This window comes from Burkholderia sp. JKS000303 (assembly GCF_002563755.1).
Lineage (GTDB): Bacteria > Pseudomonadota > Gammaproteobacteria > Burkholderiales > Burkholderiaceae > Burkholderia > Burkholderia anthina_B.
On sequence record NZ_PDBZ01000004.1, the window covers coordinates 553822 to 580474 of the forward strand.

Annotated in this window: 22 protein-coding genes; 12 read left to right on the forward strand and 10 right to left on the reverse strand. The window is 67.9% G+C overall.

Annotation, left to right across the window (positions count from 1 at the left end):
* Positions 1-28: 28 nt before the first annotated feature.
* Together BX604_RS35825 and BX604_RS35830 are read left to right on the forward strand one after the other, a co-directional pair.
* The gene (locus BX604_RS35825; RefSeq protein ID WP_098556588.1) at positions 29-1219 is read left to right on the forward strand and encodes an NAD(P)H-dependent flavin oxidoreductase; all 1191 of its coding nucleotides are present in this window, start codon (positions 29-31) and stop codon (positions 1217-1219) included.
* Between the two features lie 65 nt (positions 1220-1284).
* Positions 1285-1932 (forward strand): OmpW/AlkL family protein, encoded by a 648-nt coding sequence (locus BX604_RS35830; protein ID WP_098556363.1) that lies wholly within the window; start codon positions 1285-1287, stop codon positions 1930-1932.
* Between the two features lie 75 nt (positions 1933-2007).
* On the opposite strand, the gene BX604_RS35835 is transcribed toward BX604_RS35830, so the two are convergent.
* On the reverse strand, positions 2008-2211 hold the full coding sequence (locus tag BX604_RS35835) for a DUF1289 domain-containing protein (RefSeq protein WP_098556365.1): 204 nt from the start codon (positions 2209-2211) through the stop codon (positions 2008-2010).
* A gap of 423 nt (positions 2212-2634) precedes the next feature.
* Between BX604_RS35835 and BX604_RS35840 the strand changes: the two genes are divergently transcribed.
* The 4 genes from BX604_RS35840 (at position 2635) to BX604_RS35855 (ending at position 6719) form a co-directional block, all read left to right on the forward strand.
* Positions 2635-3729 carry a polyamine ABC transporter substrate-binding protein gene (locus BX604_RS35840; protein ID WP_098556367.1) on the forward strand — a complete coding sequence of 365 codons (1095 nt, stop codon included), beginning with the start codon at positions 2635-2637 and terminating at the stop codon, positions 3727-3729.
* An 85-nt stretch (positions 3730-3814) separates the two neighbouring features.
* The gene (locus BX604_RS35845; RefSeq protein ID WP_098556369.1) at positions 3815-4975 is read left to right on the forward strand and encodes an ABC transporter ATP-binding protein; all 1161 of its coding nucleotides are present in this window, start codon (positions 3815-3817) and stop codon (positions 4973-4975) included.
* On the forward strand, positions 4972-5901 hold the full coding sequence (locus tag BX604_RS35850) for an ABC transporter permease subunit (RefSeq protein WP_098556371.1): 930 nt from the start codon (positions 4972-4974) through the stop codon (positions 5899-5901). Before BX604_RS35845 ends, BX604_RS35850 begins: the two co-directional genes overlap by 4 nt.
* Positions 5898-6719, forward strand: a complete 822-nt coding sequence (locus tag BX604_RS35855) for an ABC transporter permease subunit (RefSeq protein ID WP_098556373.1) — start codon at positions 5898-5900, stop codon at positions 6717-6719. Before BX604_RS35850 ends, BX604_RS35855 begins: the two co-directional genes overlap by 4 nt.
* Before the next feature lie 86 nt (positions 6720-6805).
* On the opposite strand, the gene BX604_RS35860 is transcribed toward BX604_RS35855, so the two are convergent.
* Genes BX604_RS35860 through BX604_RS35870 form a run of 3 tightly spaced genes read right to left on the reverse strand, consistent with a single transcriptional unit; the run spans position 6806 to position 10243 of the window.
* Complete coding sequence (locus BX604_RS35860; RefSeq protein ID WP_098556375.1) at positions 6806-7612, reverse strand: sulfite exporter TauE/SafE family protein; 807 nt, start codon at positions 7610-7612, stop codon at positions 6806-6808.
* A 16-nt stretch (positions 7613-7628) separates the two neighbouring features.
* Complete coding sequence (locus tag BX604_RS35865; protein WP_098556377.1) at positions 7629-9296, reverse strand: bifunctional protein tyrosine phosphatase family protein/NAD(P)/FAD-dependent oxidoreductase; 1668 nt, start codon at positions 9294-9296, stop codon at positions 7629-7631.
* A gap of 35 nt (positions 9297-9331) precedes the next feature.
* Positions 9332-10243, reverse strand: a complete 912-nt coding sequence (locus BX604_RS35870; RefSeq protein WP_373562456.1) for an MBL fold metallo-hydrolase — start codon at positions 10241-10243, stop codon at positions 9332-9334.
* 223 nt (positions 10244-10466) lie between these two features.
* Between BX604_RS35870 and BX604_RS35875 the strand changes: the two genes are divergently transcribed.
* Positions 10467-11864, forward strand: coding sequence for a sigma-54 interaction domain-containing protein (locus BX604_RS35875; RefSeq protein ID WP_098556379.1), 1398 nt, complete (start codon positions 10467-10469; stop codon positions 11862-11864).
* Positions 11865-11939: 75 nt separating this feature from the next.
* Positions 11940-12467, forward strand: coding sequence for a M949_RS01915 family surface polysaccharide biosynthesis protein (locus BX604_RS35880; protein ID WP_098556380.1), 528 nt, complete (start codon positions 11940-11942; stop codon positions 12465-12467).
* 123 nt (positions 12468-12590) lie between these two features.
* On the opposite strand, the gene BX604_RS35885 is transcribed toward BX604_RS35880, so the two are convergent.
* From BX604_RS35885 to BX604_RS35900, 4 genes are all read right to left on the reverse strand, one after another.
* A complete protein-coding gene (locus BX604_RS35885; RefSeq protein ID WP_098556382.1) occupies positions 12591-13619 on the reverse strand; it encodes a MerR family transcriptional regulator in 1029 nt (342 codons plus the stop codon).
* Positions 13620-13749: 130 nt separating this feature from the next.
* The gene (locus BX604_RS35890; protein WP_098556384.1) at positions 13750-15339 is read right to left on the reverse strand and encodes an efflux transporter outer membrane subunit; all 1590 of its coding nucleotides are present in this window, start codon (positions 15337-15339) and stop codon (positions 13750-13752) included.
* 2 nt (positions 15340-15341) lie between these two features.
* Positions 15342-18491, reverse strand: coding sequence for an efflux RND transporter permease subunit (locus BX604_RS35895; RefSeq protein ID WP_098556385.1), 3150 nt, complete (start codon positions 18489-18491; stop codon positions 15342-15344).
* A complete protein-coding gene (locus tag BX604_RS35900) occupies positions 18488-19597 on the reverse strand; it encodes an efflux RND transporter periplasmic adaptor subunit (RefSeq protein WP_098556387.1) in 1110 nt (369 codons plus the stop codon). The genes BX604_RS35895 and BX604_RS35900 overlap by 4 nt, the downstream gene beginning before the upstream one ends.
* A 192-nt stretch (positions 19598-19789) precedes the next feature.
* Here BX604_RS35900 and BX604_RS35905 point away from each other — a divergent pair, with 192 nt between their 5' ends.
* The gene (locus tag BX604_RS35905; protein WP_098556389.1) at positions 19790-20410 is read left to right on the forward strand and encodes a TetR/AcrR family transcriptional regulator; all 621 of its coding nucleotides are present in this window, start codon (positions 19790-19792) and stop codon (positions 20408-20410) included.
* 85 nt (positions 20411-20495) lie between these two features.
* Here BX604_RS35905 and BX604_RS35910 read toward each other — a convergent pair whose 3' ends face one another.
* A complete protein-coding gene (locus BX604_RS35910) occupies positions 20496-22229 on the reverse strand; it encodes a ClcB-like voltage-gated chloride channel protein (RefSeq protein ID WP_208450348.1) in 1734 nt (577 codons plus the stop codon).
* 115 nt (positions 22230-22344) lie between these two features.
* Positions 22345-23412 (reverse strand): YeiH family protein, encoded by a 1068-nt coding sequence (locus BX604_RS35920; RefSeq protein WP_098556395.1) that lies wholly within the window; start codon positions 23410-23412, stop codon positions 22345-22347.
* Between the two features lie 111 nt (positions 23413-23523).
* Between BX604_RS35920 and BX604_RS35925 the strand changes: the two genes are divergently transcribed.
* From BX604_RS35925 to BX604_RS35935, 3 genes are all read left to right on the forward strand, one after another.
* On the forward strand, positions 23524-24417 hold the full coding sequence (locus BX604_RS35925; RefSeq protein ID WP_098556397.1) for a LysR family transcriptional regulator: 894 nt from the start codon (positions 23524-23526) through the stop codon (positions 24415-24417).
* A gap of 156 nt (positions 24418-24573) precedes the next feature.
* The gene (locus BX604_RS35930; protein WP_098556399.1) at positions 24574-25338 is read left to right on the forward strand and encodes a TIM barrel protein; all 765 of its coding nucleotides are present in this window, start codon (positions 24574-24576) and stop codon (positions 25336-25338) included.
* Between the two features lie 28 nt (positions 25339-25366).
* Positions 25367-26359 carry a sugar kinase gene (locus BX604_RS35935; protein WP_098556401.1) on the forward strand — a complete coding sequence of 331 codons (993 nt, stop codon included), beginning with the start codon at positions 25367-25369 and terminating at the stop codon, positions 26357-26359.
* Positions 26360-26653: the final 294 nt, after the last annotated feature.

The following is a 26653-nucleotide window of genomic DNA, read 5'->3' on the forward strand; positions in this document are numbered from 1 at the left end:
GATTTCCGATGTTTCGACGAGGTTCCCGATGACCGCACGCACTTCCTTCCCGCCGCTGACGATTCGCGGCCGTACCTTGCTGCCCGTCGTGCAGGGCGGCATGGGCGTCGGCATCTCCGCGCACCGTCTCGCGGGCAGCGTCGCGCGCGAAGGCGCGCTCGGCACGATCGCGAGCATCGACCTGCGTCACCACCATGCGGACCTGCTCACGCGCTGTCGCGCGCATCCCGACCGCGCGACGCTGGAGGCCGCGAACCTCGAGGCGCTCGCGCGCGAGATCCGCCTCGCGAAGACCTACGGCGAAGGGCGCGGGATGATTGCGGTCAACGTGATGAAGGCGGTGAGCGCGCATGCGGACTACGTGCGCGTCGCGTGCGAAGCGGGCGCCGACGCGATCGTGATGGGCGCCGGCTTGCCGCTGGACCTGCCGGACCTCACGCAAGGCCATGACATCGCGCTGATTCCGATCCTGTCGGACAGCCGCGGGATCGCGCTGGTGCTGAAGAAATGGATGAAGAAGGGGCGACTGCCCGATGCGATCGTGATCGAGCATCCGGCGCATGCGGGCGGCCATCTCGGCGTCACGCAGATCGGCGACATGCACGACGCGCGCTTCGATTTCGCACGCGTGCTCGACGAGACCGCGAACGTCATGGCGTCGCTCGGCCTCGCACGCGACACGATCCCGTTGATCGTTGCGGGCGGGATCAACAGTCACGACGCGGTGCGCGCGGCGCTCGAGGCCGGTGCGAACGGCGTGCAGGTCGGCACGCCGTTCGCGGTGACCGAAGAGGGCGACGCGCATCCGAACTTCAAGCGCGTGCTGGCCGATGCGTGCGCCGACGACATCGTCGAATTCGTCAGCGTGACGGGGCTGCCCGCCCGCGCGGTGAAGACGCCGTGGCTCGATCGCTACCTGCGCAACGAAACGCGCATTCGCAACAAGCTCGGCGCGTTCCGGCAGCGCTGCCCGACCGCGCTCGAATGCCTGAGCGTATGCGGGCTGCGCGACGGCATCGAGAAGTTCGGCCACTTCTGTATCGACACGCGGCTGGCGGCCGCATTGCGCGGCGACGTCGCGAACGGCCTGTTCTTCCGCGGTCGCGAAGCGCTGCCGTTCGGCAACGCGATCCGCAGCGTGCACGACCTGCTCGACCTGTTGCTGACCGGCCGCGCGTGCGAGCCTGTGACAAACCGCCCCATGTTTACGCTGGCTTGACGGATATCAAGATGGCGAAAAGACCCTACTGAGAGAATGGAATCCATTCTTTGGGGGTCCGTACCATGCACAAAACAATTCGAATCCGAGTCACCGCCGCCGCCGCCGCTGTCGCGACAGCCCTCGTCGCGATGCCTTCGCTGTCGCACGCGGCGTCGCCGGGCGACGGCATCAACCAGGGCGACGTACTGGTCCGGTTGCGCGCGATCAGCATCCAGCCGAACGAACGGGCGAGCGACACGCTCGGCGCGATCAATACCGGCGTGAACAACGCGATCGTGCCGGAGCTGGACTTCACCTACATGATCCGCGACTACCTCGGCGTGGAGCTGATCCTCGGCACGTCGCGGCATCAGATGACGTCGAGCCTCGGCAATCTCGGCGGCGTGGGCGTGCTGCCGCCGACGCTCCTGCTGCAGTACCACTTCAACCATGCGGGCAAGGTGCGTCCGTACGTCGGCGCGGGCCTGAACTACACGTACTTCTACAACAACGGACTCAACGTCGGCGGGGAGGGCGTGTCGATCAACAAGAGCAGCTTCGGCCCCGCGCTGCAGTTCGGCGTCGACGTGCAGGTGACGAAGAAGGTGTTCATGAACGTCGACGTGAAGAAGATCTGGATGAGCACCGATGCGACGCTGGGCGACAAGGGCATCGGCACGCTGCACATCGATCCGCTGATCGTCGGCGTGGGCGTCGGGATGAAGTTCTAGACGCGCGCGGAAAAGAACAGAGTTGGGGTTGGCGGCATGGCGGTCGGCATGCCGCTCTTTTTTTGTGCGGCGCTTTTACAGCTTGTCGTACTGAAAGCGCATCGCGGTGCCTTCGCGCTTGATGCGCTCCCACACCACGCGTTTCTCGTCGTCGCTCAGGAACACCCAGTTCGATACTTCGGCGGCCGTGCGGCCGCAGCCTTTGCAGACTTCGTCGAAGAGGGTCGAGCACACGCCGATGCAGGGGCTGTCGGGCAGGTCGTGGAGATTGGAGGTCATCGGAAGGGTTCGTGCCATGAATCGTCAGGGCGTCATTTTAATGCATCGGCGCCGATGGGCCGGCGGGCGTCGTCGCCGTGCTGTCCGGCCGCGTTGTCGTGACAGTGCGGTTCGCGCCGGCCAGGGCAACGCGTGCGCATGGAGCATGCTGCATGCGGATGCGGTTTCGCCGGCGCTTTCTTTTCCTGATGGACAGCCGTCGATTACCCGATAGAATTCCTCCGGGACACCCGGCTGAGCGGCCCGCCCGGAGCGGCTCGCAGCGGGAATCTGTTCCGTTTGCGCGACACCGGCATGATTTTTTTGTGACGGCGCGCGAATGATGGTAGTTTTCGGGGTTTTCGAGGGGCGGAGCACCAGAATGCGCCGCCATGACGAGGCAGACGGCAGCCGGGCAGCGTGTCCGGTCGGAGGGAGAACGGGATGAAAGCAAAGGTAGTGGGCCGGTTCGCAGCGCTCGCGCTGTGCGTGGGTGCATCGGCGGCGGCGGCGAAGGATACGCAGCTCAATGTCTATAACTGGTCGGACTACATTGCGAAGGACACGATCCCGAACTTCGAGAAGCAGACCGGCATCAAGGTTCGCTACGACAACTACGACAGCGACGACACGCTGCAGGCGAAGCTGCTGACGGGCAGCTCGGGCTACGACATCGTCGTGCCGACCAGCAACTATGCGGGCAAGCAGATCGCGGCCGGCATCTTCGCGCCGCTCGACAAGTCGAAGCTGCCGAACCTCAAGTACCTCGATCCGCAACTGATGGCGCTCGTCGCCGGCGCCGACCCGGGCAACAAGTTCTCGGTGCCCTGGGCGTACGGCACGACCGGCCTCGCCTACAACCTGACGAAGGCGCAGCAGGTGCTCGGCAAGGTGCCGCTCGACAACTGGGACATCCTGTTCAAGCCGGAAAACCTCGCGAAGCTGAAGACCTGCGGCGTGTCGGTGCTCGACGCACCCGACCAGATGTTCGCCGCGGCGCTGCACTACATCGGCAAGGATCCGATGAGCACGAACCCGGCCGACTACAAGGCCGCGATGGAAGTGCTGAAGAAGATCCGCCCGTACATCACGCAATTCAACTCGTCGGGCTACATCAACGACCTGGTCGGCGGCGACATCTGCTTCGCGTTCGGCTGGTCGGGCGACGTCGTGATCGCGAAGCATCGCGCGATGGAAGCGAAGAAGCCGTACAAGATCGAGTACTACATTCCGAAGGGCGGCGCGCCGGTCTGGTTCGACGTGATGGCGATCCCGAAGGATGCGAAGGACAAGGATGCCGCGCTGCAGTGGATCAACTACATCGAGGATCCGAAGGTGCACGCGGCGATCACGAACGCCGTGTACTACCCGAGCGCGAACGCCGAGGCCCGCAAGTACGTGCGTCCGGACGTCGCGAACGACCCGGCGGTCTACCCGCCGGCCGACGTCGTGAAGACGCTGTTCCTGCTCAAGCCGCTGCCGCCGGAAATCCAGCGTCTGCAGACGCGTCTGTGGACCGAGCTGAAATCGGGCCGCTGACGCGAGCCGAAGTGAGTCAGTCGTCATGAAGCCCCTGGTGCCCCCGGGGGCTTTTTCGTCAAACGCAGGAGAGAAGCAGCAGATCATGAATAGTCAGTCGGGTGCGCCGGTCGCGGGCGCGCCGTCCTTCGTTCCTTCGTCCGGCGCGGATTCACGCGCCGAGAACTTTGTCCAGATCGTCGACGTCGTCAAGAAATTCGGCGAGACCGAGGTGGTGCGCAACGTGAACCTCACGGTGCGCCAGGGCGAGCTGTTCGCGCTGCTCGGCAGTTCGGGCTCCGGCAAGTCGACGCTCTTGCGGATGCTCGCGGGCCTCGAGACGGTCACGTCGGGCAAGATCCTGATCGACGGCGAGGACCTCGCGCAGATGCCGCCGTACAAGCGGCCCGTGAACATGATGTTCCAGTCGTATGCGCTGTTTCCGCACATGTCGGTCGAATCGAACGTCGCGTTCGGCCTGAAGCAGGAAGGCACGCCGAAGGCCGAGCTCAAGGCGCGCGTGGCCGCGGCGCTCGACCTCGTGCAGATGGGCAAGTACGCGAAGCGCAAGCCGCACCAGCTGTCGGGCGGCCAGCAGCAGCGCGTCGCGCTCGCGCGTTCGCTCGTGAAGCGCCCGAAGGTGCTGCTGCTGGACGAGCCGATGTCCGCGCTCGACAAGCAGATCCGCCAGCGCACGCAGATCGAGCTCGTCAACATCCTGAAGAAGGTCGGCGTCACCTGCATCATGGTCACGCACGACCAGGAAGAAGCGATGACGATGGCGAACCGGCTCGCCGTGATGAGCGAAGGGCAGATCGTGCAGATCGGCTCGCCGAACGACGTCTACGAATATCCGAACAGCCGCTTCTCGGCCGAGTTCATCGGTTCGACCAACCTGTTCGACGGCGTCACCGTCGAGGACGAACCCGACTACGTGTACATCGAATCGCCGGAGTTGCCGAGCCGGCTGTACGTGAGCCACGGGATCACGGGCCCGCTCGGGATGCCGGTCTCGGTGTCGGTGCGCCCCGAGCGGATCGCGCTCACGCGCAAGCCGCCCGAAGGCGCGTTCAACTGGGCGCACGGCAAGATCAGCAACATCGCGTACATGGGCGGCTATTCGCTGTATCACGTGCTGCTCGACGCGGGCAAGACGGTGATCGCGAACGTGTCGAGCCTCGCGATCACCGAGCTCGAGACGCCGGCGCTCGGCGACGAGATCTACGTGCGCTGGAGCGCGACGGCAGGCGTGGTGCTGACGTCATGAGCACGTTCAAGTCCCTGCTCGCATGGCCCGTGCGGCGCTTCAACCTGACGGGCGGCTCCGCGGTCGTCGCGGGGCCGTACACGTGGCTCGTGCTGTTCTTCCTCGTGCCGTTCGTGCTGGTCGTGAAGATCAGCTTCGCCGAGCTGCAGCTCGGCATTCCGCCGTACACGGAGCTCGCGTCGTACACGGACGGCGTGGTGCACATCGCGCTGAACCTGTCGCATTACGCGTTCCTGTTCACGGACAGCCTGTATTTCGCGACCTACGTGAACTCGGTGTGGGTGGCCGCGATCACGACGCTGCTGTGTCTGCTGCTCGGCTATCCGATGGCGTACTACATCGCGCGTTCGAACCCGGCGAGCCGCAACCTGCTGATGATGGGCGTGATGCTGCCGTTCTGGACGTCGTTCCTGATTCGCGTGTATGCGTGGATCGGGATCCTGAAGAACAACGGGCTGCTGAACAACTTCCTGATGTGGATCGGGCTCACGCATACGCCGATCGAGCTGTACCGCACCAACTACGCGGTGTACATCGGGATGGTCTATTCGTACCTGCCGTTCCTCGTGATGCCGCTGTACGCGCACTTGGTGAAGATGGACCTGCGCCTGCTCGAAGCCGCGTACGACCTCGGTGCGAAGCCGTGGAAGGCGTTCGTGCAGATCACGCTGCCGTTGTCGAAGAACGGGATCATCGCGGGCTGCCTGCTGGTGTTCATTCCGGCGGTCGGCGAGTACGTGATTCCTGAACTGCTCGGCGGCGCGAACACGCTGATGATCGGTCGCGTGATGTGGAATGAGTTCTTCAACAACGCAGACTGGCCGATGGCGTCGGCCGTGACCTGCGCGATGGTGCTGCTGCTGCTCGTGCCGATGGCGATGTTCCAGCACTTCCAGGCGAAGGAGCAGGAGGGCCGCCGTCGATGAAGCCGAATCGTTACCTGCAGTTCGCGGCGCTGTTCGCCGGCTTCGCGTTCCTGTACATCCCGATCGTCAGCCTGATCGTCTATTCGTTCAACGAGTCGAAGCTCGTCACCGTGTGGTCGGGTTTTTCGCTGCGCTGGTACTCGGCGCTCGTGCAGGACGACGAGCTGCTGACCGCCGCATGGCTGTCGCTGAAGATCGGCGTGATGACCGCGTTCGCGTCGGTATTCATCGGCACGTGGGCGGGCTTCGTGCTCGCGCGGATGGGCCGCTTTCGCGGCTTCGCGCTGTTCAGCGGGATGATCAACGCGCCGCTCGTGATTCCCGAGGTGATCCAGGGGATCTCGCTGCTGCTGCTGTTCATCGAACTGGCGAAGTGGATCGGCTGGCCGGCCGAGCGCGGCGTGTTCACGATCTGGCTCGGCCACGTGATGCTGTGCATCTCGTACGTCGCGATCATCGTGCAGTCGCGCGTGCGCGAGCTGAACCCGTCGCTGGAGGAAGCCGCGCTCGATCTGGGGGCGACGCCGCTGAAGGTGTTCTTCACGATCACGCTGCCGCTGATCTCGCAGGCGTTGGTCGCGGGCTGGCTGCTGTCGTTTACGCTGTCGATCGACGACCTCGTGCTGTCGGCGTTCCTGTCGGGCCCGGGCTCGACGACGCTGCCGCTCGTCGTATTCTCGCGCGTGCGCCTCGGCCTGAATCCGGAGATGAACGCGCTCGCGACGTTGTTCATCATCGCGGTGACGGCCGGCGTGGTGATCGCGAACTTCGTGATGCTGCGTCAGGAGCGCAAGCGGATGGCCGCGTTCGCGACCTGACGCACAGGCTGCCGACGCAACGAAAAACGCCCGGTGCCGACGATCAGTCGGGCCGGGCGTTTTGTCTGGCCGGTGCGGGTGACGCGTTACGCGCCGAACGCGGCCTTCGCCAGCAACCCGAGCGCGACGCACACGAGCACGGCGCCGAAGCCGACCTGCACGTGCCGTGCCGACAGATGCCGCGACGCGCCGCGGCCGGCCACCATGCCGATGGCGGTTGCGACCGTGAACCACAGCATCATGTCGAGCGGCGCGCGCGTGCCCGACACCAGCGTCGCGAACACGCCGCCGGTGCCGACCAGCGCGATCACCATCAGCGACGTCGCGACCACGCCATGCATCGACACGTTCGTGAACTTGCGCAGCATCGGCACGATCACGAACCCGCCGCCGACACCGAGCAGCCCCGTCATCAGGCCCGTCACCGCGCCGGTCGATGCGAGCGCGAGCCCGACTGGCCAGGACCACACGAGCCGGCCCGTATCGGGATTCACGCGGCCGACGCACAGCGGCGATTCGTCCGTGCCGCCGGACGTGTTGCGCAGCGCCTGGCGCAACAGACGGCCGGCGACGACCAGCATCGTCAGCGCGAACAACGCCAGCAGCACGTGTTGCGGCAGCACGTGCGCGAGCTTCACGCCGAGTGTCGTGAGCGGCACGCCGGCCACGGCCATCAGCAGCGCCGCGCGGTAGCGCACGAGCCCGCGGCGAAAGCCTTCGAGCGCACCGAGCGCGGCGCTGCCCGCCACCGCGACGAGTGCGACGGGCGTGGCCTGCTGCATCGGCCAGCCCATCCCGACGACGAGCGCGGGCACCGCGAGAATACCGCCGCCCGCGCCGGTGAGGCCGAGCACGGCGCCGACGAAGCCGCCCAGTACGAGGGAAATCAGCATGGCGTCATCCGGTGGGTCAACGTGCGATCGCGGGTTTCGCGAGCCATTCGCGGCCCTTGAGCATCGCCTTCCAGTAGATCGGCGGCAATACGCGTTCCTTGAGTAGCCAGGCGAGCCGCGACGGGCGCTTGCCGTCGATCAGCCACGCGGGGAAGGTCGGCGCGACCTTGCCGCCGTACAGGAATTCCGCGAGCACGATCTTGCCGCGCTCGACGGTGAGCGGGCACGAGCCGTAGCCGTCGTACGTGGCGTGGCCTTGCGCGCGACCGAGCGACGCGAGCACGTTGTGCGCGACGACGGGCGCCTGCTTGCGGGCGGCCGCGGCGGTTTTCGCGTTGGTCGTATTGGTGACGTCGCCGAGCGCGTAGATGTCCGCGAACTGCTTGTGGCGCAGCGTCGCCGGATCGACGTCGATCCAGCCGGCCGCATCGGCGAGCAGGCTCGCGCGCACGAAATCGGGCGCCTTCTGCGGCGGCACGACGTGGATCATGTCGAACGCGCGCTCGACGGTTTCCGTGCCGCCGTCGGGCAGCGCGCGCCTGAAGGTTGCGCGCCGCGCGGGCCCGTCGATCGCGACGAGGTTGTGGCCGAACGACAGCGCGATGTCGTAGCTTTTCACGTACTCCATCAGCGCGGGCACATAGTCGGCAACGCCGAACAGCGCGCCGCCCGCGTTCAGGAATTCGACGTTCGCGGCGCCGAGGCGGCCGGCGCGCCGCCAGTGATCGCACGACAGGTACATCGCCTTTTGCGGCGCGCCCGCGCACTTGATCGGCATCGGCGGCTGCGTGAAGAGCGCGTTGCCGCCGCGGAACGCCTGCACCAGTTCCCACGTGTACGGCGCGAGATCGTAGCGGTAGTTCGACGTCACGCCGTTGCGGCCGAGCGTGTCGGCGAGGCCGTCGATCGCATGCCAGTCGAGCTTGAGCCCCGGACACACGACGAGCTTGCGGTAGCCGATGCGGCGGCAGCCGTCGAGCACGACCGCATGCGTGTCGGGTTCGAAGCCGGCGACGGCGGCCTGAATCCATTTCACGCCGCGCGGCAGCAGGTCGGCAATCCGGCGCGCGGTCGCTTCCGGCTGGAATACGCCGGCTCCGACCATCGTCCAGCCCGGCTGGTAGTAGTGGGTATCGGCCGGGTCGATCACCGCGATATCGAGCGACGCATCGCGGGCGAGCAGGCTCGATGCGACCGCGACGCCGGCCGCACCGGCACCGACGATCACGATGTCGTGCCGCGCGTCGACGGCCGGTGCGGCGCGCGGGCCGCCTTGCGCGAGGCGCGACGCGAGGGCGCAGAGGTCGTAGCCGGCCGCGGCGGCCGTCGCGACGATGTCGTTCAGCGGGCGCAGGCCGGCCTGCGACAGCGCCCACAGCGTCGCCGATCGCGTGCCGCTGCGGCAGTACGCGAGTATCGGGCCGGCGAGGGGCGCGACGAGCGCGCCGAACTGCGCGGCCTGGTCGTCGGTGACCTTGCCCGTATCGACCGGCAGGTAGTGCACGGCGATGCCGAGCGGCGCGGCGGCGGCGCGGATCTCGGTGACGGTCGGCTGGTCGGCGCCTTCGCCGTCGGGACGATTGCAGACGATCGCGCGGATGCCGGCAGCGTGCAGCGCGGGCAGGTCGGTCGCGGTGATCTGGGGCGAGACCGACAGCGTGTCGGTCAGCTTGCGGATGGTCATGTCGGGGGTTCTCCGGTCGGGGCGGCGGCTCGGATTCAGATCGCGTCGAGCGGGATCTTCAGGTAGCGCACGCCATTGTTTTCGGGTTCGGGCAGGTGGCCGGCGCGCATGTTGACCTGCACGGACGGCAGCATCAGCACGGGCATGTCGAGCGTCGCGTCGCGCGCGGTGCGCATGTCGACGAAAGCGTCTTCGGTCACGCCGTCCTTCACGTGCACGTTCGCGCGTCGCTGCTCGGCAACGGTCGTCACGTACTGCACGTCGCGGCCGCCCGGCTGGTAGTCGTGGCACAGATACAGGCGCGTGTCGGGCGGCAACGCCAGCACGCGCGCGATCGAGCGGTACAGCGTGCGGGCGTCGCCGCCGGGGAAGTCGCAGCGGGCCGTGCCGTAGTCGGGCATGAACAGCGTGTCGCCGACGAAGGCCGCGCGCTGCGTCGCGTCGTCGACGCAGTAGGTCAGGCATGCGGGCGTATGGCCCGGCGTGTGCAGCGCGCGGATCGTCAGCGCGCCGAGCGCGAGCGTGTCGCCGTCGTCGACGAGCCGGTCGAACTGGCTGCCGTCCTGCGCGAAGCCGGGGCCGGCGTTGAACAGCGTGCCGAACACGTGCTGCACGCGGCGCACGTGCGAGCCGATCGCGATCCGGCCGCCGACATGCGCCTTCAGGTACGGCGCGGCGGACAGGTGGTCGGCATGGACGTGCGTTTCCAGCAGCCAGTGCACGGTCGCGCCGAGTTCGGCGACGCGCGCGATCAGCCGGTCGGCGCTGGCCGTGTGCGTGCGGCCGGATTTCGGATCGTAGTCGAGTACGCTGTCGATCAGCGCGCACGCGCGGCTCGCCGTATCGTGCAGCAGATAACTGACGGTGTGGGTCGCCGGGTCGAAAAAGCCTTCGACCGACAGCGTGGGAGTAGGGCTCACGGGAATATCCTCGATCGGGTTCTGCATCTGCAATCGGGAATCTCACGATCAAGAAACGTGCCAATAGGCGTCGCGGCGCATGGCGATGTGGCAGGTCGTTGATTTGGCTCGTCTTTTCGGCACGATCGCGCCGCTCTCCAACGATGGGCGACACGCTGCTGTCAACGCGGACTGCCACGACTGGCAGTGTCGTGGCAGAATTGGCAGTCGGCCTGGCAGTCCGTCCGGCCATTCGTTTCCGAGCCTCCGCATGCATCCGCACGACACCATTCCGATCGTTCCCGTGCCGCCGCGCGACGTGATGCCCGACGTGCGCGCGCTCGTCGCGTATCTCGAGCACGACCCGCAGCCGATGATCGTCGTCGATCCCGATTACCGCATCCTCGCAGCGAACGATGCGTACCGCCGCCAGTTCGGCGTGGCGGGCGTCGAGCACGTGGGCCGACACTGCTTCCAGGTCTCGCATCACTACGACGTGCCGTGCGACCAGGCCGGCGAGCATTGCCCGATGAAGCAGGCGCGCGAATCGCGCAGCCTGAACCGCGTGCTGCATATCCACCATACGCCGCGCGGCCCCGAGCACGTCGACGTCGAGCTGCGGCCGATCTTCGATGCGACCGGCACCGTGATCGCGTACGTCGAGCGGCTGACGACGGTGCGCAGCGCGTCGGCGCAGCCGAGCGCGGAAGGGCTCGTCGGCGGCGCCGACGCGTTCAATGCGGCGCTCGGCGCGCTGCAGCGGGTCGCGCCGTCGACGCTGCCCGTGCTGCTGCTCGGCGAGTCGGGCACCGGCAAGGAATTGTTCGCACGGGCGCTGCACGAGGCGAGCGATCGCGCGATGGGGCCGTTCGTGGTCGTCGATTGTTCGGGGATCGCCGAGACGCTGTTCGAGAGCGAACTGTTCGGCTACGAGAAGGGCGCCTTTACCGGCGCGAACCAGCGCAAGCCGGGCCTCGTCGAGACCGCGCAGGGCGGCACGCTGTTTCTCGACGAGATCGGCGACGTGCCGCTGCCGATGCAGGTGAAGCTGCTGCGGCTGATCGAGTCGGGGACGTTCCGGCGCGTCGGCGGCGTCGAGGCGCTGCGTGCGGATTTCCGGCTCGTCGCGGCGACCCACAAGCCGTTGCGCGAGATGATCGACGACGGCCGGTTCCGACAGGATCTGTACTACCGGATCAACGCGTTTCCGATTCCGCTGCCTGCGCTGCGCGAACGGCGCGGCGACGTGGCGCTGCTGGCCGAATCGATCCTGCGGCGGATCGCGAATGCGCGCGCCGGCGCGGGCGATGCCGGCGCGCGGCCGTTCGCGGCCCGGCCGTTCGTGCTGACCGAGCGCGCACGGGCCTGCCTCGACGCGTATGCGTGGCCCGGCAACATCCGCGAGCTGCGCAACGTGCTCGAACGCGCGTGCCTGTTCGCGGACGACGGGACGATTCGCGTCGAGCATCTGCCGGCCGAGCTGGTCGCGGCATCGGCGGCGCCGCACGCGCGCGCGGCGGATCCGCGCGGCGTGTCGGATGCGGAACTCGTGCGGATTGCCGGCACGTTCGAAGGCACGCGCAAGGCGCTGGCCGAGCACGTCGGGATGAGCGAGCGGACGCTGTATCGGCGGATGAAGGCGCTCGGGCTCGGGATGCGCGAGCGGTGAGCACGGCGTCGCGGTAACTGGCGGCCACCGGCGGCTTTGTCGATAATGGCGCGTTCGATTCCAACGCCATTGCCGATGAAGTGCCACCTCCTTTCGTATTGCATGTTGCTTGCCGCCGCTACGCTGGCCAACCCGGCACAGGCTGCCGAATATGCGTGGACCGATGCGCTGGGCGCGCATGCGGTGACGTTCGCGCGGACCGCGTCCGGCAACGACGTGCAGCTCAAGGTGTCCGCGACGCTCGACGGTCGGCCCGACTGGACGGTGCGCGACTATGTGAAGGAATGCCCGGTCGACGTGATCCTCGACGTCGTGCCGGCTGCGATCGAGATGACCGACCTGCTCGGCAACGGTCGCAAGCAGTTCCTGTTCGCGTACAAGATCGGCTGCCGCGGCGACGTCAGTGCGGACCAGGTCAAGTACTTCCTGATCGACCAGGGGACGAAATACGTGCTGCGCGGCGAGGAGACCGTCACGGTCAAAGGCAAGTTCATGGACGGCGGCGCGGCGCCCGTGCCGAGTGCGGACCTGAAGGCACAGCCCGCGTTCCTGCGTTACATGACGAAGCACTGGCATGCGATCAGCCTGCGGGACTATCGCTGAGGGCGCGTCCGGGCGCTTCAGTGCGTGTCACGCTGAAGGTTCGGCGACAATCCGCCGATACGACGACTCGCCGGACGGCGCGCGACACTGCCGCGCGCCGTCCGGAAAACCGACGTCGTGCGATCAGCGCGCGGGCGCGAGTTGCGCCATCGCTTCCCGCATGAAGCCGAGCAGCGTGTCGTCGACCCATGCGTCCTTCGTCAGCGCCGGCTCGGTCATCATCGCGTGGCGGAATTTCGCGTGCGTGGCGGGATCGCGGCCGGCATAGCTGCAGAACAGGTCGAGCCAACGTGTCGCGAGCGCACGGCCTTCCGGCGAATCAGGCTGCGCACCGGCCTCGATTGCATCGCGCACGTCCGCCATCAACTGCGGCCACTCCATCGAGCGTTCGCCATAGTGCGCCCGCATGAAACGGATCTCGTCGGGCGCCAGATAGGTCTCGAAGATCCGCATCTTGGTTTCGGCCACCGCTTTCAGCACGTAGTCGCGCAGCCCGGTCGAGATGCCGATCTGCGACTGCATCGACGGTTCGCGCTCGTGCATCAGGTTCAGCTTGGCCAGCAGGCGCGGATCGTTGTTCGTGTCGCGCACGAGCAGCGTCATCCAGCGATCGGCGAACGCACGCACGCGCGCATCCTCGGGCGGCACGCCCGCGTCGTGCAGCGTACGCACGTCGGCGATGAGCGCGATCCATTCCGCATCGCCAGTCTGGCTCTTGCGGTACATCGGCAGGCGCGCGAGTTCTTCCTCGGAAAAATAGCGGTCGTACACGGTCATCAACTCCAGTGTGGTGAGCCAGTCAGCCAGCTCCGGTTCCGTACCCGCGCCGAGCTGCGCGTGCAGATGCACGAGCCGTTCGCGCAGCCGCGCGGTCTGCGCAAGCTGGTGGTCGAGCGATGCGATCTGCTTCGCGACGAGCTCGACGAGCGGCGTGCCGGGCTGGTTCAGGTGGTCGCCGATTTCGGTGAGCGACAGTCCGAAGCGACGCAGGGCCTGGATCTGGTGGAGCCGGGCGATGTCGTCGCGGTCGTACAGCCGGTAGCCGTTGTCGGCACGCGCCGAAGGCGTCAGCAAGCCGATCGCGTGATAGTGATGAAGCGTGCGGACGGTCAGCCCGCTTCGCTTCGCCAGTTCTCCCACTTTCAGCCGCATGGTGTCCTCCGTTCGGTGCGCACACTGGAGTCTCGAACGTTACGCTACGTGAGGGTCAAGCGGAAGATCGCAAATCGGCGCGCGGGTGGCTCCGCGCGCCGTGGCGCCCGACACGAAGGGCGCGTTTGCGTTATTGCGGTGACGGCGGCGCGTCGGGGGTGGCCGTGCGTGCCTCGGCGCCGGGGGTGTTTTGATCCGCGTTGCCGGTCGTGCCGGTTGAATCGGCTTTCCCGTCCTTCGCGGCGTTGCCGGCCGGATCGACCGGCGGCGTGCCCATCGCCTGGTAGAGCCGTGCTGTGTCGGCGAAGCGCGCGCCGGTCGCGCGGATCTCGTCGAGCCGAGCGTTGCGGTACTGCAGTTCGCTCGCCCGCGCGGCCGACGGCGGCAATGCGCCGAGCCGCACGCGGGCGGCCGCGTCGTCGTAGGCGCCGCGCGCGGACAGCGCGGCGCGCGACGACGCATCGAGCGCTTGCGCATCGTGCTCGAGCGCGGCGAGCGAGTCGGCGACGTTCTGGAACGCGGCCAGCACGGTCTGCTTGTACTGGTCGACCGCGGCCTCGTAGGTCGCCTTCGCCGCCCGGCGCTGCGCGAGCAGCGCACCGCCGTGGAACAGCGGCTGGCTCAGCGACGCCCCGACATTCCAGATCGCGCCGGCGCCCGACAGCATCGCCGGCCAACTGAAGCCGCCTTTGCCGAGCGCCGCCGACAGCGACAGCTGCGGGAACATCTGCGCGGTCGCGAGGCCGACTTCGGCGGCGGCCGCCTTCAGCCCCGCATCGGCGGCCTGGACGTCGGGGCGGCTTTGCAGCAGGACCGACGGCACGACCACGGGCACCTGCGCGGGCAGGTGCAGGTCGTCGAGCGTGAGATCGGCGGGCGGCTGGTCGGGCGTGCGGCCGATCAGTACCGCGAGCGCATGGCGCGCCGCGTCGCGCTGCTGGCGCAGCGCGGGCAGGCTGGCCGCGAACGTGTCCGCGCTTTGCTGCGCGTTCAGCGCGTCGCTGCGCGATGCCGACCCGAGCGCGTAGCGGCGCTGCGCGTCGTGCGCCTGGTCGTTCGCGAGCGCGACGAGCCGCTCGGTCGTCGCGATCTGCGCGTTGAGCACCGACACCGTGATCGACGCGGTGACGATGTTCGCGGCGAGCGCGCGCCGCGCCGATTCGAGCTGGAACGCGCTGACGTCGACGCGTTTGGCGAGCGCGCGGTTCGCGAAGCGCGACGCGCCGAACAGGTCGATCGTATAGCTCGCCTGCAGTTGTCCGACGAAGGTGTCGTACAGCAGCGTCGGTGCGCCCAGCGCCGGAATCGGCACGCCCAGCGCGCGCTGGCGCGTGGCCTGGCCACCCGCATCGATCGACGGCAGCATCGAGCTGCCGATCTGCCCGCGCAACTGTTCGCGCGCGGCATCGAGCGAGTGCGACGCCGCGCCGAGCGTCGGGCTGTTGCGCAGCCCTTCGTCGACGAGTGCATTCAGCGGCTCGGAGCGGTACTGCGTCCACCAGTCGGGCACGGGTTGCGCGCCGACCTCGAACTGCTGCGCGACGCCTTGCGCGGCAACCGTCTGCTGTACTTGCGGCGCGGCGCCGTAGTGGGCGGGCGACGGCATCGCGGGCGGCTCGCCGCTCGGCGCGAACCACGCGCAGCCGGCGAGCGGCCCGGCGAGGGTCGCGGCCGCGAGTGCTCGCGCGGCCTTCGTTTTCAGGTTCAACGACAGTTCCATGATCAAGCTCCCGACGGCGCGGCAGGCTGGCTGCCGTCGTTGGACGGGCCGTCGCGCGGATCGCGTTCGTCGCGCTTCACGCGGAACCACGTGGCGTACAGCGCGGGCAGGTAGAACAGCGTCAGCACGGTCGCGCTCGTGATCCCGCCCATCAGCGCGGTCGCCATCGGCCCGAAGAAGTTCGAGCGCAGCAGCGGGATCAGCGCGAGCACGGCGGCCGCGGCGGTCAGCGTGATCGGCCGGAAGCGCCGCACGGTCGCGCCGACGATCGCGTCGAAGCGTCCGTGGCCGGCGGCGATGTCCTGCTCGATCTGGTCGACCAGAATCACCGAGTTGCGCATGATGATCCCGAACATCGCGATCACGCCGAGCATCGCGACGAAGCCGAACGGCTGGCCGAACAGCAGCAGCGTGCCGGCCACGCCGATCAGGCCGAGCGGCGCGGTGAGCACGACCATCAGCACGCGCGAGAAGCTTTGCAACTGGATCATCAGCAGCGTGAACACCGCGATCGCCATCAGCGGCATCTGCGCGTTGATCGATGCCTGCGCTTTCGCGCTTTCTTCGACCGACCCGCCGATGTTGATCTGATAGCCGACCGGCAACTGCGCACGCAACGCATTCAGCTTCGCGTCGATCGCATGCGTGACGTCGATGCCCTGTGCGCCGGCGCGCACGTCGGACTGCACGGTGATGGTCGGCTGGCGGTCGCGCTCCCACACGACACCGTATTCGAGCGTCGGCGTGAAGCGGCCGAGCGAGCCGAGCGGCACCGGGCCGTTCGGCGTCGGCATCGCGAGGCCCGCGAGCCGGGCCGGATCGACGCGGTCCGCGCGCGGTGCGCGCAGGTCGACCGCGATCAGCTTGTCGCGCTCGCGATACTGCGTGACGGTGGTGCCGGACAGCGTCATCGCGAGGAAGCTCGACACATCCTGCGACGTGACGTTCAGCTCGCGCGCCTTCTTCTGGTCGAGCTCGAAGCGTACCGAGCGCTCGGCCGGCTCGTCCCAGTCGAACTGCACGTTGACCGCGCGCGCGTCGCCGCGCATCGTCGCCGCGACCTTCTCGGCGATCGAGCGCACCGTCGCGATATCGTCGCCGCTCACGCGGAACTGCACCGGGTAGCCGACCGGCGGCCCGTTCTCGAGCCGCGACAGGCGCCAGCGCACGGCCGGGAACTGGTCGCGCAGCGTGGTTTCGAGCCAGGTCGCGAGCTTCTCGCGATCCTCGACCGATTTCGCGGTGACGACGAACTGCGAGAAGTTCGGCAATTGAAGCTGCTGGTCGAGCGGCAGGTAGAAGCGCGGCGCGCCGCTGCCGACGAAGTTCACCGAGTGATCAATCTCGGGCCGCTTGTCGAGCACCTTTTCCAGGCGCTGCGTCTCGCGCAGCGTCGCCGCGAACGACGCGCCTTCGGGCAGCCTCAGATCGACGAGCAGCTCGGGGCGGTCGGAGCTCGGGAAGAACTGCTGCGGCACGAGCGTGAAGCCCATCAGCGCGACGACGAAGAGCGCGCCGGTGATCAGCAGCACGACGAAGCGCCGCTCGATGCACCAGTCGATCCAGCCGCGCAGCCGCGTATAGAAGCGCGTGTTGTAGATGTCGTGCTCGTGATCGTCCGGCAGATGCGCTTCGTGCGCGTGCTTCTTGCGCTCGGGCAGCAGGTGATAGCCGAGCAGCGGGATCAGCACGACGGCTGCGAACCACGACGCGATCAGCGCGATCGCCGACACCTCGAAGATCGAGCGCGTGTATTCGCCGGTGCTCGATTTCGCGAGCGCGATCGGCAGGAAGCCCGATACCGTGACCAGCGTGCCGGTCAGCATCGGAAACGCGGTGCTGGTGTACGCGAACGCGGCGGCGCGTGCGCGGCTGTAGCCCTGTTCGAGCTTCACGGCCATCATCTCGACCGCGATGATCGCATCGTCGACGAGCAGCCCGAGCGCGAGCACCAGCGTGCCGAGCGACACCTTGTGCAGCCCGATGTCGAACAGATACATGAACAGCGCGGTGACGGCGAGCACGACCGGAATCGAGATCACGACGACCATCCCGGTGCGCAGCCCGAGCGACACGAGGCTCACGACCAGCACGATCGCCACCGCTTCGGCGACGGCTTCGAGGAAGTCGTCGACCGAATGCGCCACCGCATGCGGCATGCTCGACACCAGCGTCAGCTTCAGGCCGGCCGGCAATTGCGCCTGCAGATCCTTCGATTCGGCGTCGAGCGCCTTGCCGAGCCGGATCACGTCGCCGCCGGGCTGCATTGTCACGCCGATGCCGAGCACTGCGTGACCGTTCGCACGCATCTGCGTGACGGGCGGATCGTCGTAGCCGCGCTTCACGGTGGCCAGATCGCCGAGCCGGAACGTGCGGCCGTTGATGCGGATCAGCGTGTCGGCGATCGCCGCGACGTTGTCGAACTGGCCGCTCGGCCGCACGAACACGCGATCGTCGGCGGTGGTCAGCACGCCGGCCGACGAGATGTCGTTCTGCGCGTTGATCGCCTGTCCGAGCTGCTGCGGCGAGATGCCGAGGCGCGTGAGCTGCGCGTTGTCGGCCTCGATGAAGATGCGCTGGTCAGGGTCGCCGAAGTAGTCGACCTTGCCGACGCCCGGCACGCGCAGCAGCACCGTGCGCAACTGGTCCGCGTAGTCGTGAAGCTGCGCGGGCGTGAAGCCGTCGCCTTCGAGCGTCCAGATGTTGGTGTAGACGTCGCCGAACTCGTCGTTGAAGAACGGGCCTTGGACGCCCGGCGGCAGCGTGTAGCCGATGTCGCCGACCTTCTTGCGGATCTGGTACCAGGTCTCGGGCACGTCCTTCACGGGCGCCGAATCCTTCATTGTGAAGAAGATCAGCGACTCGCCGGGGCGCGAATAGCTGCGCAGGAAGTCGATGGCCGGCGTTTCCTGCAGCTTGCGGCCGATCCGGTCGGTCACCTGTTCCTGCACCTGCCGCGCGCTCGCGCCGGGCCAGAACGTGCGGATCACCATCACGCGGAACGTGAACGGCGGGTCTTCGGATTGCGCGAGGCGGGTGTACGCGAGGATGCCCGCGAGCGTCGCGAGCGCGATCAGGTAGACGACCAGCGCCTGGTGGCGCAGCGCCCATGCCGACAGGTTGAACCGGCCTTCTTCGCGGAGGCTGCTCATGACGCGAAGTCCTCCGGATGCAGCGGCGCGATCGCGCGCACCTTCTCGCCCGCGCTGACCGTATGCACGCCCTGCAGCACGACGCGCTCGCCCGGCTGCAGCCCGTGCGACACGGTGACGGTGCGTTCGTTGAAGCGCACGACGTCGACGCGGCGCAGTTCGAGCGTGTCGTCCTTCGCGCGCACGATCCACACGGCCGGATGCGGGCCGTCGTGGAACAGCGCGGTCGCGGGCAGCGTGATGGTCGAGGCGTTGCCGGCAACCGGTGCGCCGTCGAACGCGACGTTGGCGGTCATCCCGAGACGGACGGCCGGATCGGGCGCGGCGAGCGTGAGCTTCACGCGATACGTGCGGCTTTGCGGATCGGCTGCCGGGGCGATTTCACGCACCTTGGCCGCGAACTGGCGGCCGGGCAGCGACGGCAGCGTGACGCTTGCCGCGTGACCGGGTGCGAGCGACGCGAGCGCGGCCTCGGGCACGTCGCTGACGACGTCGACGTCGCCCGACCACGCGAGCTGGTAGACGGCCTGGCCGGCCGACACGTTCTGGCCGGTGTCGGCCTGCTCGGCGGTGATGGTGCCCGCATGATCGGCGACGAGCGTCGCATAGCGGAGCTGGTTCTTCGCGAGCGCAAGCTGCTGCTGCGCCTGGTCGCGCTGTGCGAGCGCCGACGTGTAGTTGTTTTCGGTCTGTTCGAGCTGCGCGGTCGCGATCAGGTTCTCGCGCGCTTGCGCGCGATCGCGGTCGAGCTGCTGCTTCGCGAACGCGAGGCTGTGCGACGCGGCATCGAGCTGCGCCTGCGCGCTCGTGGCGTTCTTCTCGACGTCGGACGGGTCGAGCAGCGCGACGACCTGGCCGGCCTTGACGGCATCGCCGAGCCGCACCTTGCGCTCGACGATCTTGCCGGCGATGCGGAACGACAGCGGCGTCGCATAGCGCGGCTGGATCTCGCCGGGCAGTGTGCGCGCGGGCGTCGCGTCGTCGGCATGCGCGGGCAGCGCGACGACGGGGCGCGGCGCGGGCGGCGCGGCCTCCTTCGGGTGGCAGGCGGCGAGGACGAGCGCGACGCCGATCAGCAGTGCGGCGCGGGAACCGGAGCGATTCACGAAACCCCCAGATCAGGTGAGAACGGAACGAAGCCGGCAAGCGCGACAGGCGCTTGCCCCAAGTGGCGCCGGTCTCGGCGCGCACGAACAGAGCCGAACGAGGTTGTTCGGAAACTGTGTCGGATTCTAATACACACATGTATCTGAATGCAAAGATGAATCTGAAAGGGGGTTAGTGCTAGACTGCGCGCCATGAAACCACAGCGCTTAACTCGCGAGCAGAGCCGGGACCAGACGCGCGAACGTCTGCTGACTGCCGCACACCGGATTTTTCTGAAGAAAGGCTATGTCGCGGCGAGCGTCGAGGACATCGCGGCGGCGGCCGGTTATACGCGCGGCGCGTTCTATTCGAATTTCCGCAGCAAGTCGGAACTGCTGCTCGAGTTGCTCGAGCGCGATCACGATTCGGTGCAGGCCGACTTCGAAGCGATCTTCGAGGAAGGCGGCCCGCGCGAGCAGATGGAGGCGATGGCGCTCGCGTACTACCGAACGCTCTTTCGCGACGACGAGTATTCGCTGCTGTGGGGTGAGGCGAAGCTGCAGGCGGCGCGCGACGCGAAGTTTCGCGTGCGCTTCAATCAGTTCCTGCACGGCAAGCGGCTGCAGATGGCCGAATTCATCCAGCGTTTCGCGGAGCGCGCGGGCACGCCGCTGCTATTGCCGGCCGAGACGCTCGCGTTCGGATTGATGTGCCTGTGCGATGGCGTGCAGTCGTATTACACGGCCGATCCGCAGCACGTGTCGGCGGACGTGGCCGAATCGGTGCTCGCGGGATTCTTCGCACGGGTCGTGCTGGGGCGCGCGCCGGACTGAGCGTTCAGGCGGGCGGCGCGCGGTGGTGGTCGCCGGGGAGGCAGGGCGCGGTGCACGCAACACCGGGTCGCGTGCGCCGAGCCCATCAGCGCTCGCCCGTCATCCGCCGGTACGCGTCGAGCAGCGACGTCTTGTAGACCACGCCCGCGAGCGTCGGCTCGGCGTCGCTTTCGATCACCGGCAGCCGTTCGCCCTGGAACGCCATGAAGCGTTCGAGCGCGGTCGCGAGCGGCATGTCGGGCGTGAGCAGCGGAAACGGCGTATGCGCGTAGTGCGCAGCCGTCTTGTCGGTCGTGTCGCGTTTGTCGAGCAGGTCGGACGTGATGTCCTTCAGCGCGACCGCGCCGCGAAAGCGCCCGGCGTCGTCGGTCACGTACAGGTACTTCACCGGATATTCGAGAAACACGCGCGTCATGTCGGCCACGCTGGCGGTGAGCGGCACGACCGTCTGCGCAGGCTGGATCAGCTGGCGCATCTGCGTGGTGCGCAGGCGCACCCGCTCTGCCGCGTCCTGGTGGTGGCGCAGCGTGATTTCGTACATCGACGTCGTGCCCGTCGCACGCGCGACGAAATACGCGAACACGCACGACACCAGCAGCGGCAGCACGACCTGGTAGCTCAGCGTCATCTCGAAGATCATCAGGATCGCCATCAGTGGCGCCTGCGTGGCGCCGGCCATGAACGCCCCCATCCCGACCATCGCATACGCGAAGTACGCGGACGTGTGGCCTGGCCACAGCGCGTTCATCGCGAGCCCGAACAGCGAGCCGAACACCGCGCCGACGAACAGCGTCGGCGTGAATACCCCGCCGACCGCACCGGAGCCGGCCGTCGCGGCGGTCGCGACGATCTTGAACACCAGCACTGCGACGAGTGCCTGCCAGGTCCACGGCGAATGCAGGATGTGGTTCACGACGCTGTAGCCGTTGCCCCACACGTCCGGAATCCACACCGAGATCACGCCGACGACGAGGCCGCCCATCGCAAGCCGTACCGGCAGCGGCACGGGTAGCCGCTTGAACTGGTTCTTCGACGCATCGAGCAGGTGCAGGAACTGCGGCGCGAGCACGCCGCACAGCGCGCCGAGCACGACGAACAGCAGCACCTCGGGGCCGGTGACGGCCGGGAACACCGGCATCTCGTACGGCGGCCGGTAGCCGGCGAATTCGCGCATCACGATGTTCGCGACGACCGACGCGACGACCATCGGTCCGAAGCTCTCCATCGCGATCGTGCCGAGCACGATTTCGGATACGAAGAACGCGCCGGCGATCGGCGCGTTGTACGCGGACGTGATGCCGGCCGCGGCGCCGCACGCGACGAGCAGGCGCAGGCGCGGCGGATCGAAGTGCACGAAGCGGCCGACCAGCGACGCGGCGAGCGCCGCGAGCTGCACCATCGGGCCTTCGCGGCCGATCGAGCCGCCGCTGCCGATGGTCAGCAGCGACGACACGCTGCGCCACAGGCTCTGCCGCACCGGCACGATGCCGTCGCCGAGCGCGACGGCTTCCATGTAGTCGGTCTTGCCGGATTTCCTGTCGCCGCGCGTCGCGAGCAGCAGCACGCAGCCGGCGAGGAAGCCGCCCGCGGCCGGCATCCAGAACCGCACGTACCACGGCAGGCTTCTCGCCATCTGTACGAAGCTGCCGCTATGCCCCGAGATCAGGTGTTGCATCAGGTCGATGCCTTCGCGGAACGCCATCGTGGCGAAGGCGCCGCCGACGCCGACGATGGCTGACCAGATCAGCATCGTATGGGCGTCCGACAGGCGGAACAGCGTTTGGGCGCGAGTGCGCAGCTTCAGCAGGAACGAGAGCACGGCTGAAAGAGAGCGGAAAAGAGGACGAGGGAAACCGTCGCGAAGCATAGCATTGCGCCGCGCCCGCGGGACTTCCCCGTCGGGCGCGGCGCGAGTCGCGGCGTGGGCGCGCGGTTCAGCCAAGCCAGTGCTGCACGGCCAGCGTGATGCCGTAGCCGCCGGCGATCAGCCACACGTACAGGATCAGGCCGGTGGTCAGTGCGCGGGGGCCGGCCTCGCGGATCTGCGATACGCGCGTTTCGATACCCAGGGCGGTCATCGCCATCGTCAGCGCGAAGGTATCGAGCACGTTCAGCGTATGCGTGACGGTGCCAGGCAGCACGTTCAGCGAGTTGACGATCACGAAGCCGAGGAAGCCGAGTGCGAACCAGGGCACGGCCACCTTGCGCTTGCCTTGCGCGCCGTCGGCGCTTGCCCGTGCGGAGCGGGCGAGCCACCAGCCGAGCGTGAGCAGCACCGGCACCAGCAGCATCACGCGCGTCATCTTGACGATCGTTGCGACGTGCGTGACCTGCGGGCTGATGTCGCTTGCCGCGCCGACCACCTGGGCGACCTCGTGGATCGTGCCGCCGAAGAACAGCCCGAGGCCGGCGGGGTCGAGATCGAGCAGGCCGGCGTGATACGCGAGCGGGTACAGGAACATCGACAGCGTGCCGAACAGCACGACGCTACCGACGGCCATCGCGCTCTGGTGCGGCTTCGACTGCAGCGTCGACTCGAACGCGAGCACCGCGGCCGCGCCGCAGATCGCGCTGCCGGCGGCGGTCAGCAGCGCCGCGTCGCGATCGAGCTTCATCACTTTCATGCCGACCCAGGTGCCGATCACGAGCGTGCTGACGACCACCAGCACCGACACCGTGAGGCCCGGCAGGCCGACCTGCGCGATTTCCTGCAGGCTCACGCGCAAGCCGAAGAACGCGACCGCGATGCGCAGCAGCTTGCGCGCGGAAAAGTTGACGCCGGCCGCCCAGCTCGCCGGCATGCCGTCGCGCAGCGCGTTGCCGTACAGCGCGCCGGCGATGATCCCGACGATCAGCGGCGACAGGCCGAGCCCGGCGATGGCAGGCAGTTGCGACAGGCTGGTCACGGCGGCGGCGAACAGCGCGACGAACAGCACGCCGTTCAGCTGGCCGCGCATCGACGGCGCGGCGTGGCCAAGATGGGGAGTCGGAGCAGTGGACATGGAGGCACCGTATGAAGCATGTTGCGATGGTCTAATCCTAATTTGGTTATATGGATATGAAAAATTGTGATTTGTGACATAAACTATCCGGAAACCCGATAATTCACATCCATGACCCCGGATCAACTGATAACGTTCGCCGCCGTTGCCGAACACCTGAACATCAGCCATGCCGCCGTCGCGCTGCATCTGTCGCAGCCGGCCGTATCGGGCCAGTTGCGCCTGCTGCAGGACGAGTTCGGCGAGCCGCTGTACCAGCGCGACGGCCGCGGCATCCGGCTGACGCCGGTCGGCGAACAGCTCGCGCAGTACGCGAAGGCGCAGCGCGACACGTTCGCGCAGGCGCGCGCGTTTCGCGACGCGGTGCGCGGGCTCGACGCCGGCACGCTGCGGATCGGTGCGAGCACCACGCCGGCCAGCTATCTGCTGCCGTACCTGATCGCGGCATTCCAGCCGTTCGCGCCGCGCGTGGTGATCCAGACGATGAGCGGCAACACGGCCGACGTGGTTGCCGCGCTGGCATCGCTCGACATCGCGATGATCGAAGGGCCGCCTGGCGAGGCGCTGCCGCCCGGCACCGCAGTGCATGCGTGGCACGAGGACGAGATCGTCGCGATCGTGCCGACCGGGCACCCGCTCGCCGCGCCCGGATACGACGCGGGCGTCACGCTCGACGCGCTCGCCGCGCATCCGCTCGTGCTGCGCGAGGAGGGCTCCGGCGTGCGTCAGCTCGTCGAACGCGCGTTCGCGCACGGCGGCGCGCCGATGCGCGTCGCGTTCGAGATTTCGGGCGTCGAGGCCGTGAAGGAAGCCGTGCGCGCGGGGATGGGCGTTGGTTTCGTGTCCGCGATGTCGCTGCGCCATCAGGATGCGGCGCTCGTGGCGCGGTCGCTGGCGCCCGAGCCGCTCACGCGTCATTTCTCGATTCTCGTGCCGCATGGCGCCGCGCCATCGCGCGTGGCCGTCCAGTTCCTCGACATGAGCCTCACGCACGACGCCGGATAAGCCGGCCGGACGCGGCCCGGGAACGCCGGATGCGCGTCGGCCGGCGTGCACGCGCACGACGCTAGGGATTTCCACTATGGCGCACGCCAAGGGCGAAGCGCACCATCCGTCTCAAGTAAATGGAACCGGTTCCATTTGGGTAAAAAAGGGCAAGAAATGGCAGACATCGTGATCGTGGCGAGTGCATTCGGGATGGACCGCGTGCGCCAGCAGGGCCACCGTGCATTCATCGAGACCGCGGCGGCGTCCGGTGCGACCGGTTTCGAAGTGCGGCGCGAATTGTTCGCGTCGGATGACGACGCGACGCCCGGCGCACTGGCCGCGCTCGGCGCGGAACTCGCCGCGCACGGACTGTGGTCGGTCTATTCGACGCCGGCGACGCTGTATACGGACACGGGCGCGCTCGATGCCGACGCGTTGCGCGACACGCTCGTGGAAGCCGACGCACTCGATGCGCGCTTCGTCAAATTCCAGCTCGGCGGCTTCGCCGGCGACGCGCATGCGGCCGACATCGTCGCGCTGTCGCGCGGCGCGCGGGCCCGCGTGGTGGTCGAGAACGGCCAGCTGCCGGTGGGCGGCGCGCTCGCGCAGTTCCGCGGGCTGTTCGCCGCGTTGAGCGACGCGGGCATGCCGGATGCGGTCGGCATGACGTTCGATATCGGCAACTGGCAGTGGCCCGGCGAAGCGCCGCTCGCATGCGCCCAGGTGCTCGCGCCGCACGTGGAATACATTCATTGCAAGGCAGTCGTTGGCGAGGGCGCACGCCGTTTCGCGGTGGCCCCGGCGCCGGGCGATCCGCTCGTCACGGGCGTGCTCGCGGCCTTGCCGCAAGCGGTGCCGCGCGGCATCGAGTTTCCGTTCGATGCGGCCGACCTGGCGGGCGATGCCGGCCGGCGCGTCGCGTGGCTCGCTGCCGCGTGACCCCGGAAGGATACGGAGGAATTCAGTCATGAAAGCAGCACTCGATGTCGTGACCTACGGCGAAGCGATGGCGATGTTCGTCGCCGCCGAGCCGGGTCACCTCGCGCACGCGGGGCAATTCACGAAACGGATCGCGGGCGCGGACCTGAACGTGGCGATCGGCCTGTCGCGGCTCGGCTTCCGGGTCGGCTGGATGAGCCGGGTCGGCCGCGATTCGTTCGGCGGCTACGTGCTCGACACGCTGGCACGCGAAGGCATCGATGCGTCGTGCGTGACCGTCGATCCGCGCTATCCGACCGGTTTCCAGCTGAAGTCGCGCAACGACGACGGCAGCGACCCGACCGTCGAATATTTCCGCAAGGGCTCGGCCGCGAGCCACCTGTCGTGCGACGACTACGTGGCCGACTACGTGCTCGGCGCGCGCCACCTGCACCTGACGGGTGTCGCACCGGCCATTTCCGCGACGTCGTGCGAGCTTGCGTTTCGCCTCGCACGCGAGATGCGCGCGGCAGGCAAGACGATTTCGTTCGACCCGAACCTGCGCCCGACGCTGTGGCCGTCCGCCGACGTGATGGCGAAGACGCTGAACGCGCTGGCGGCGCTCGCCGACTGGGTGCTGCCGGGCCTGGCCGAAGGGCGGCAACTCACCGGGCACGACACGCCGGCCGACATCGCGGGCTTCTACCTGGCGCAGGGTGCGCGCGGCGTGGTGATCAAGCTGGGCGCCGAAGGGGCGTACTTCCGCACGGCTGAGGGTCGTGAGGGCACGGTGACGGGCGAGCGCGTCGCGAACGTGGTCGACACGGTCGGCGCCGGCGACGGCTTCGCGGTCGGCGTGGTCAGCGCGCTGCTGGAGGGTCGCTCCGTCGAGCAGGCTGTCGCGCGCGGCAATCGCATCGGTGCGCTGGCGATCCAGGTGATCGGCGATTCGGAAGGCCTGCCGACGCGTGTGGCACTCGACCGGCTCGAAAACGTCAGCAATCGCGCCGATCGCCTGGAGGAAACCGTCACCGCGCAATGAGCGGCCGGGCACGGCACAATCCGCGGACCCATTTCGTGCTTCGTGCACGATTTTGAATGAGGCCGGATCCGGCGCCGATGCGCCGACGCCGGTCGATTCCGGAAAGGGCGAGAGTCAGCGCTAAAGCGCCAACGCTCACCAACTACGGCATGGGGCAGGAGTAAGCGCTGAAGCGCCAACTCCTGTCGACCGCCACAGGGTGAGCGTAAGTGCTGAAGCGCCAACGCTCACCAACTACGGCATGGGACAGGAGTAAGCGCTGAAGCGCTAACTCCTGTCGACACAGGAGACACA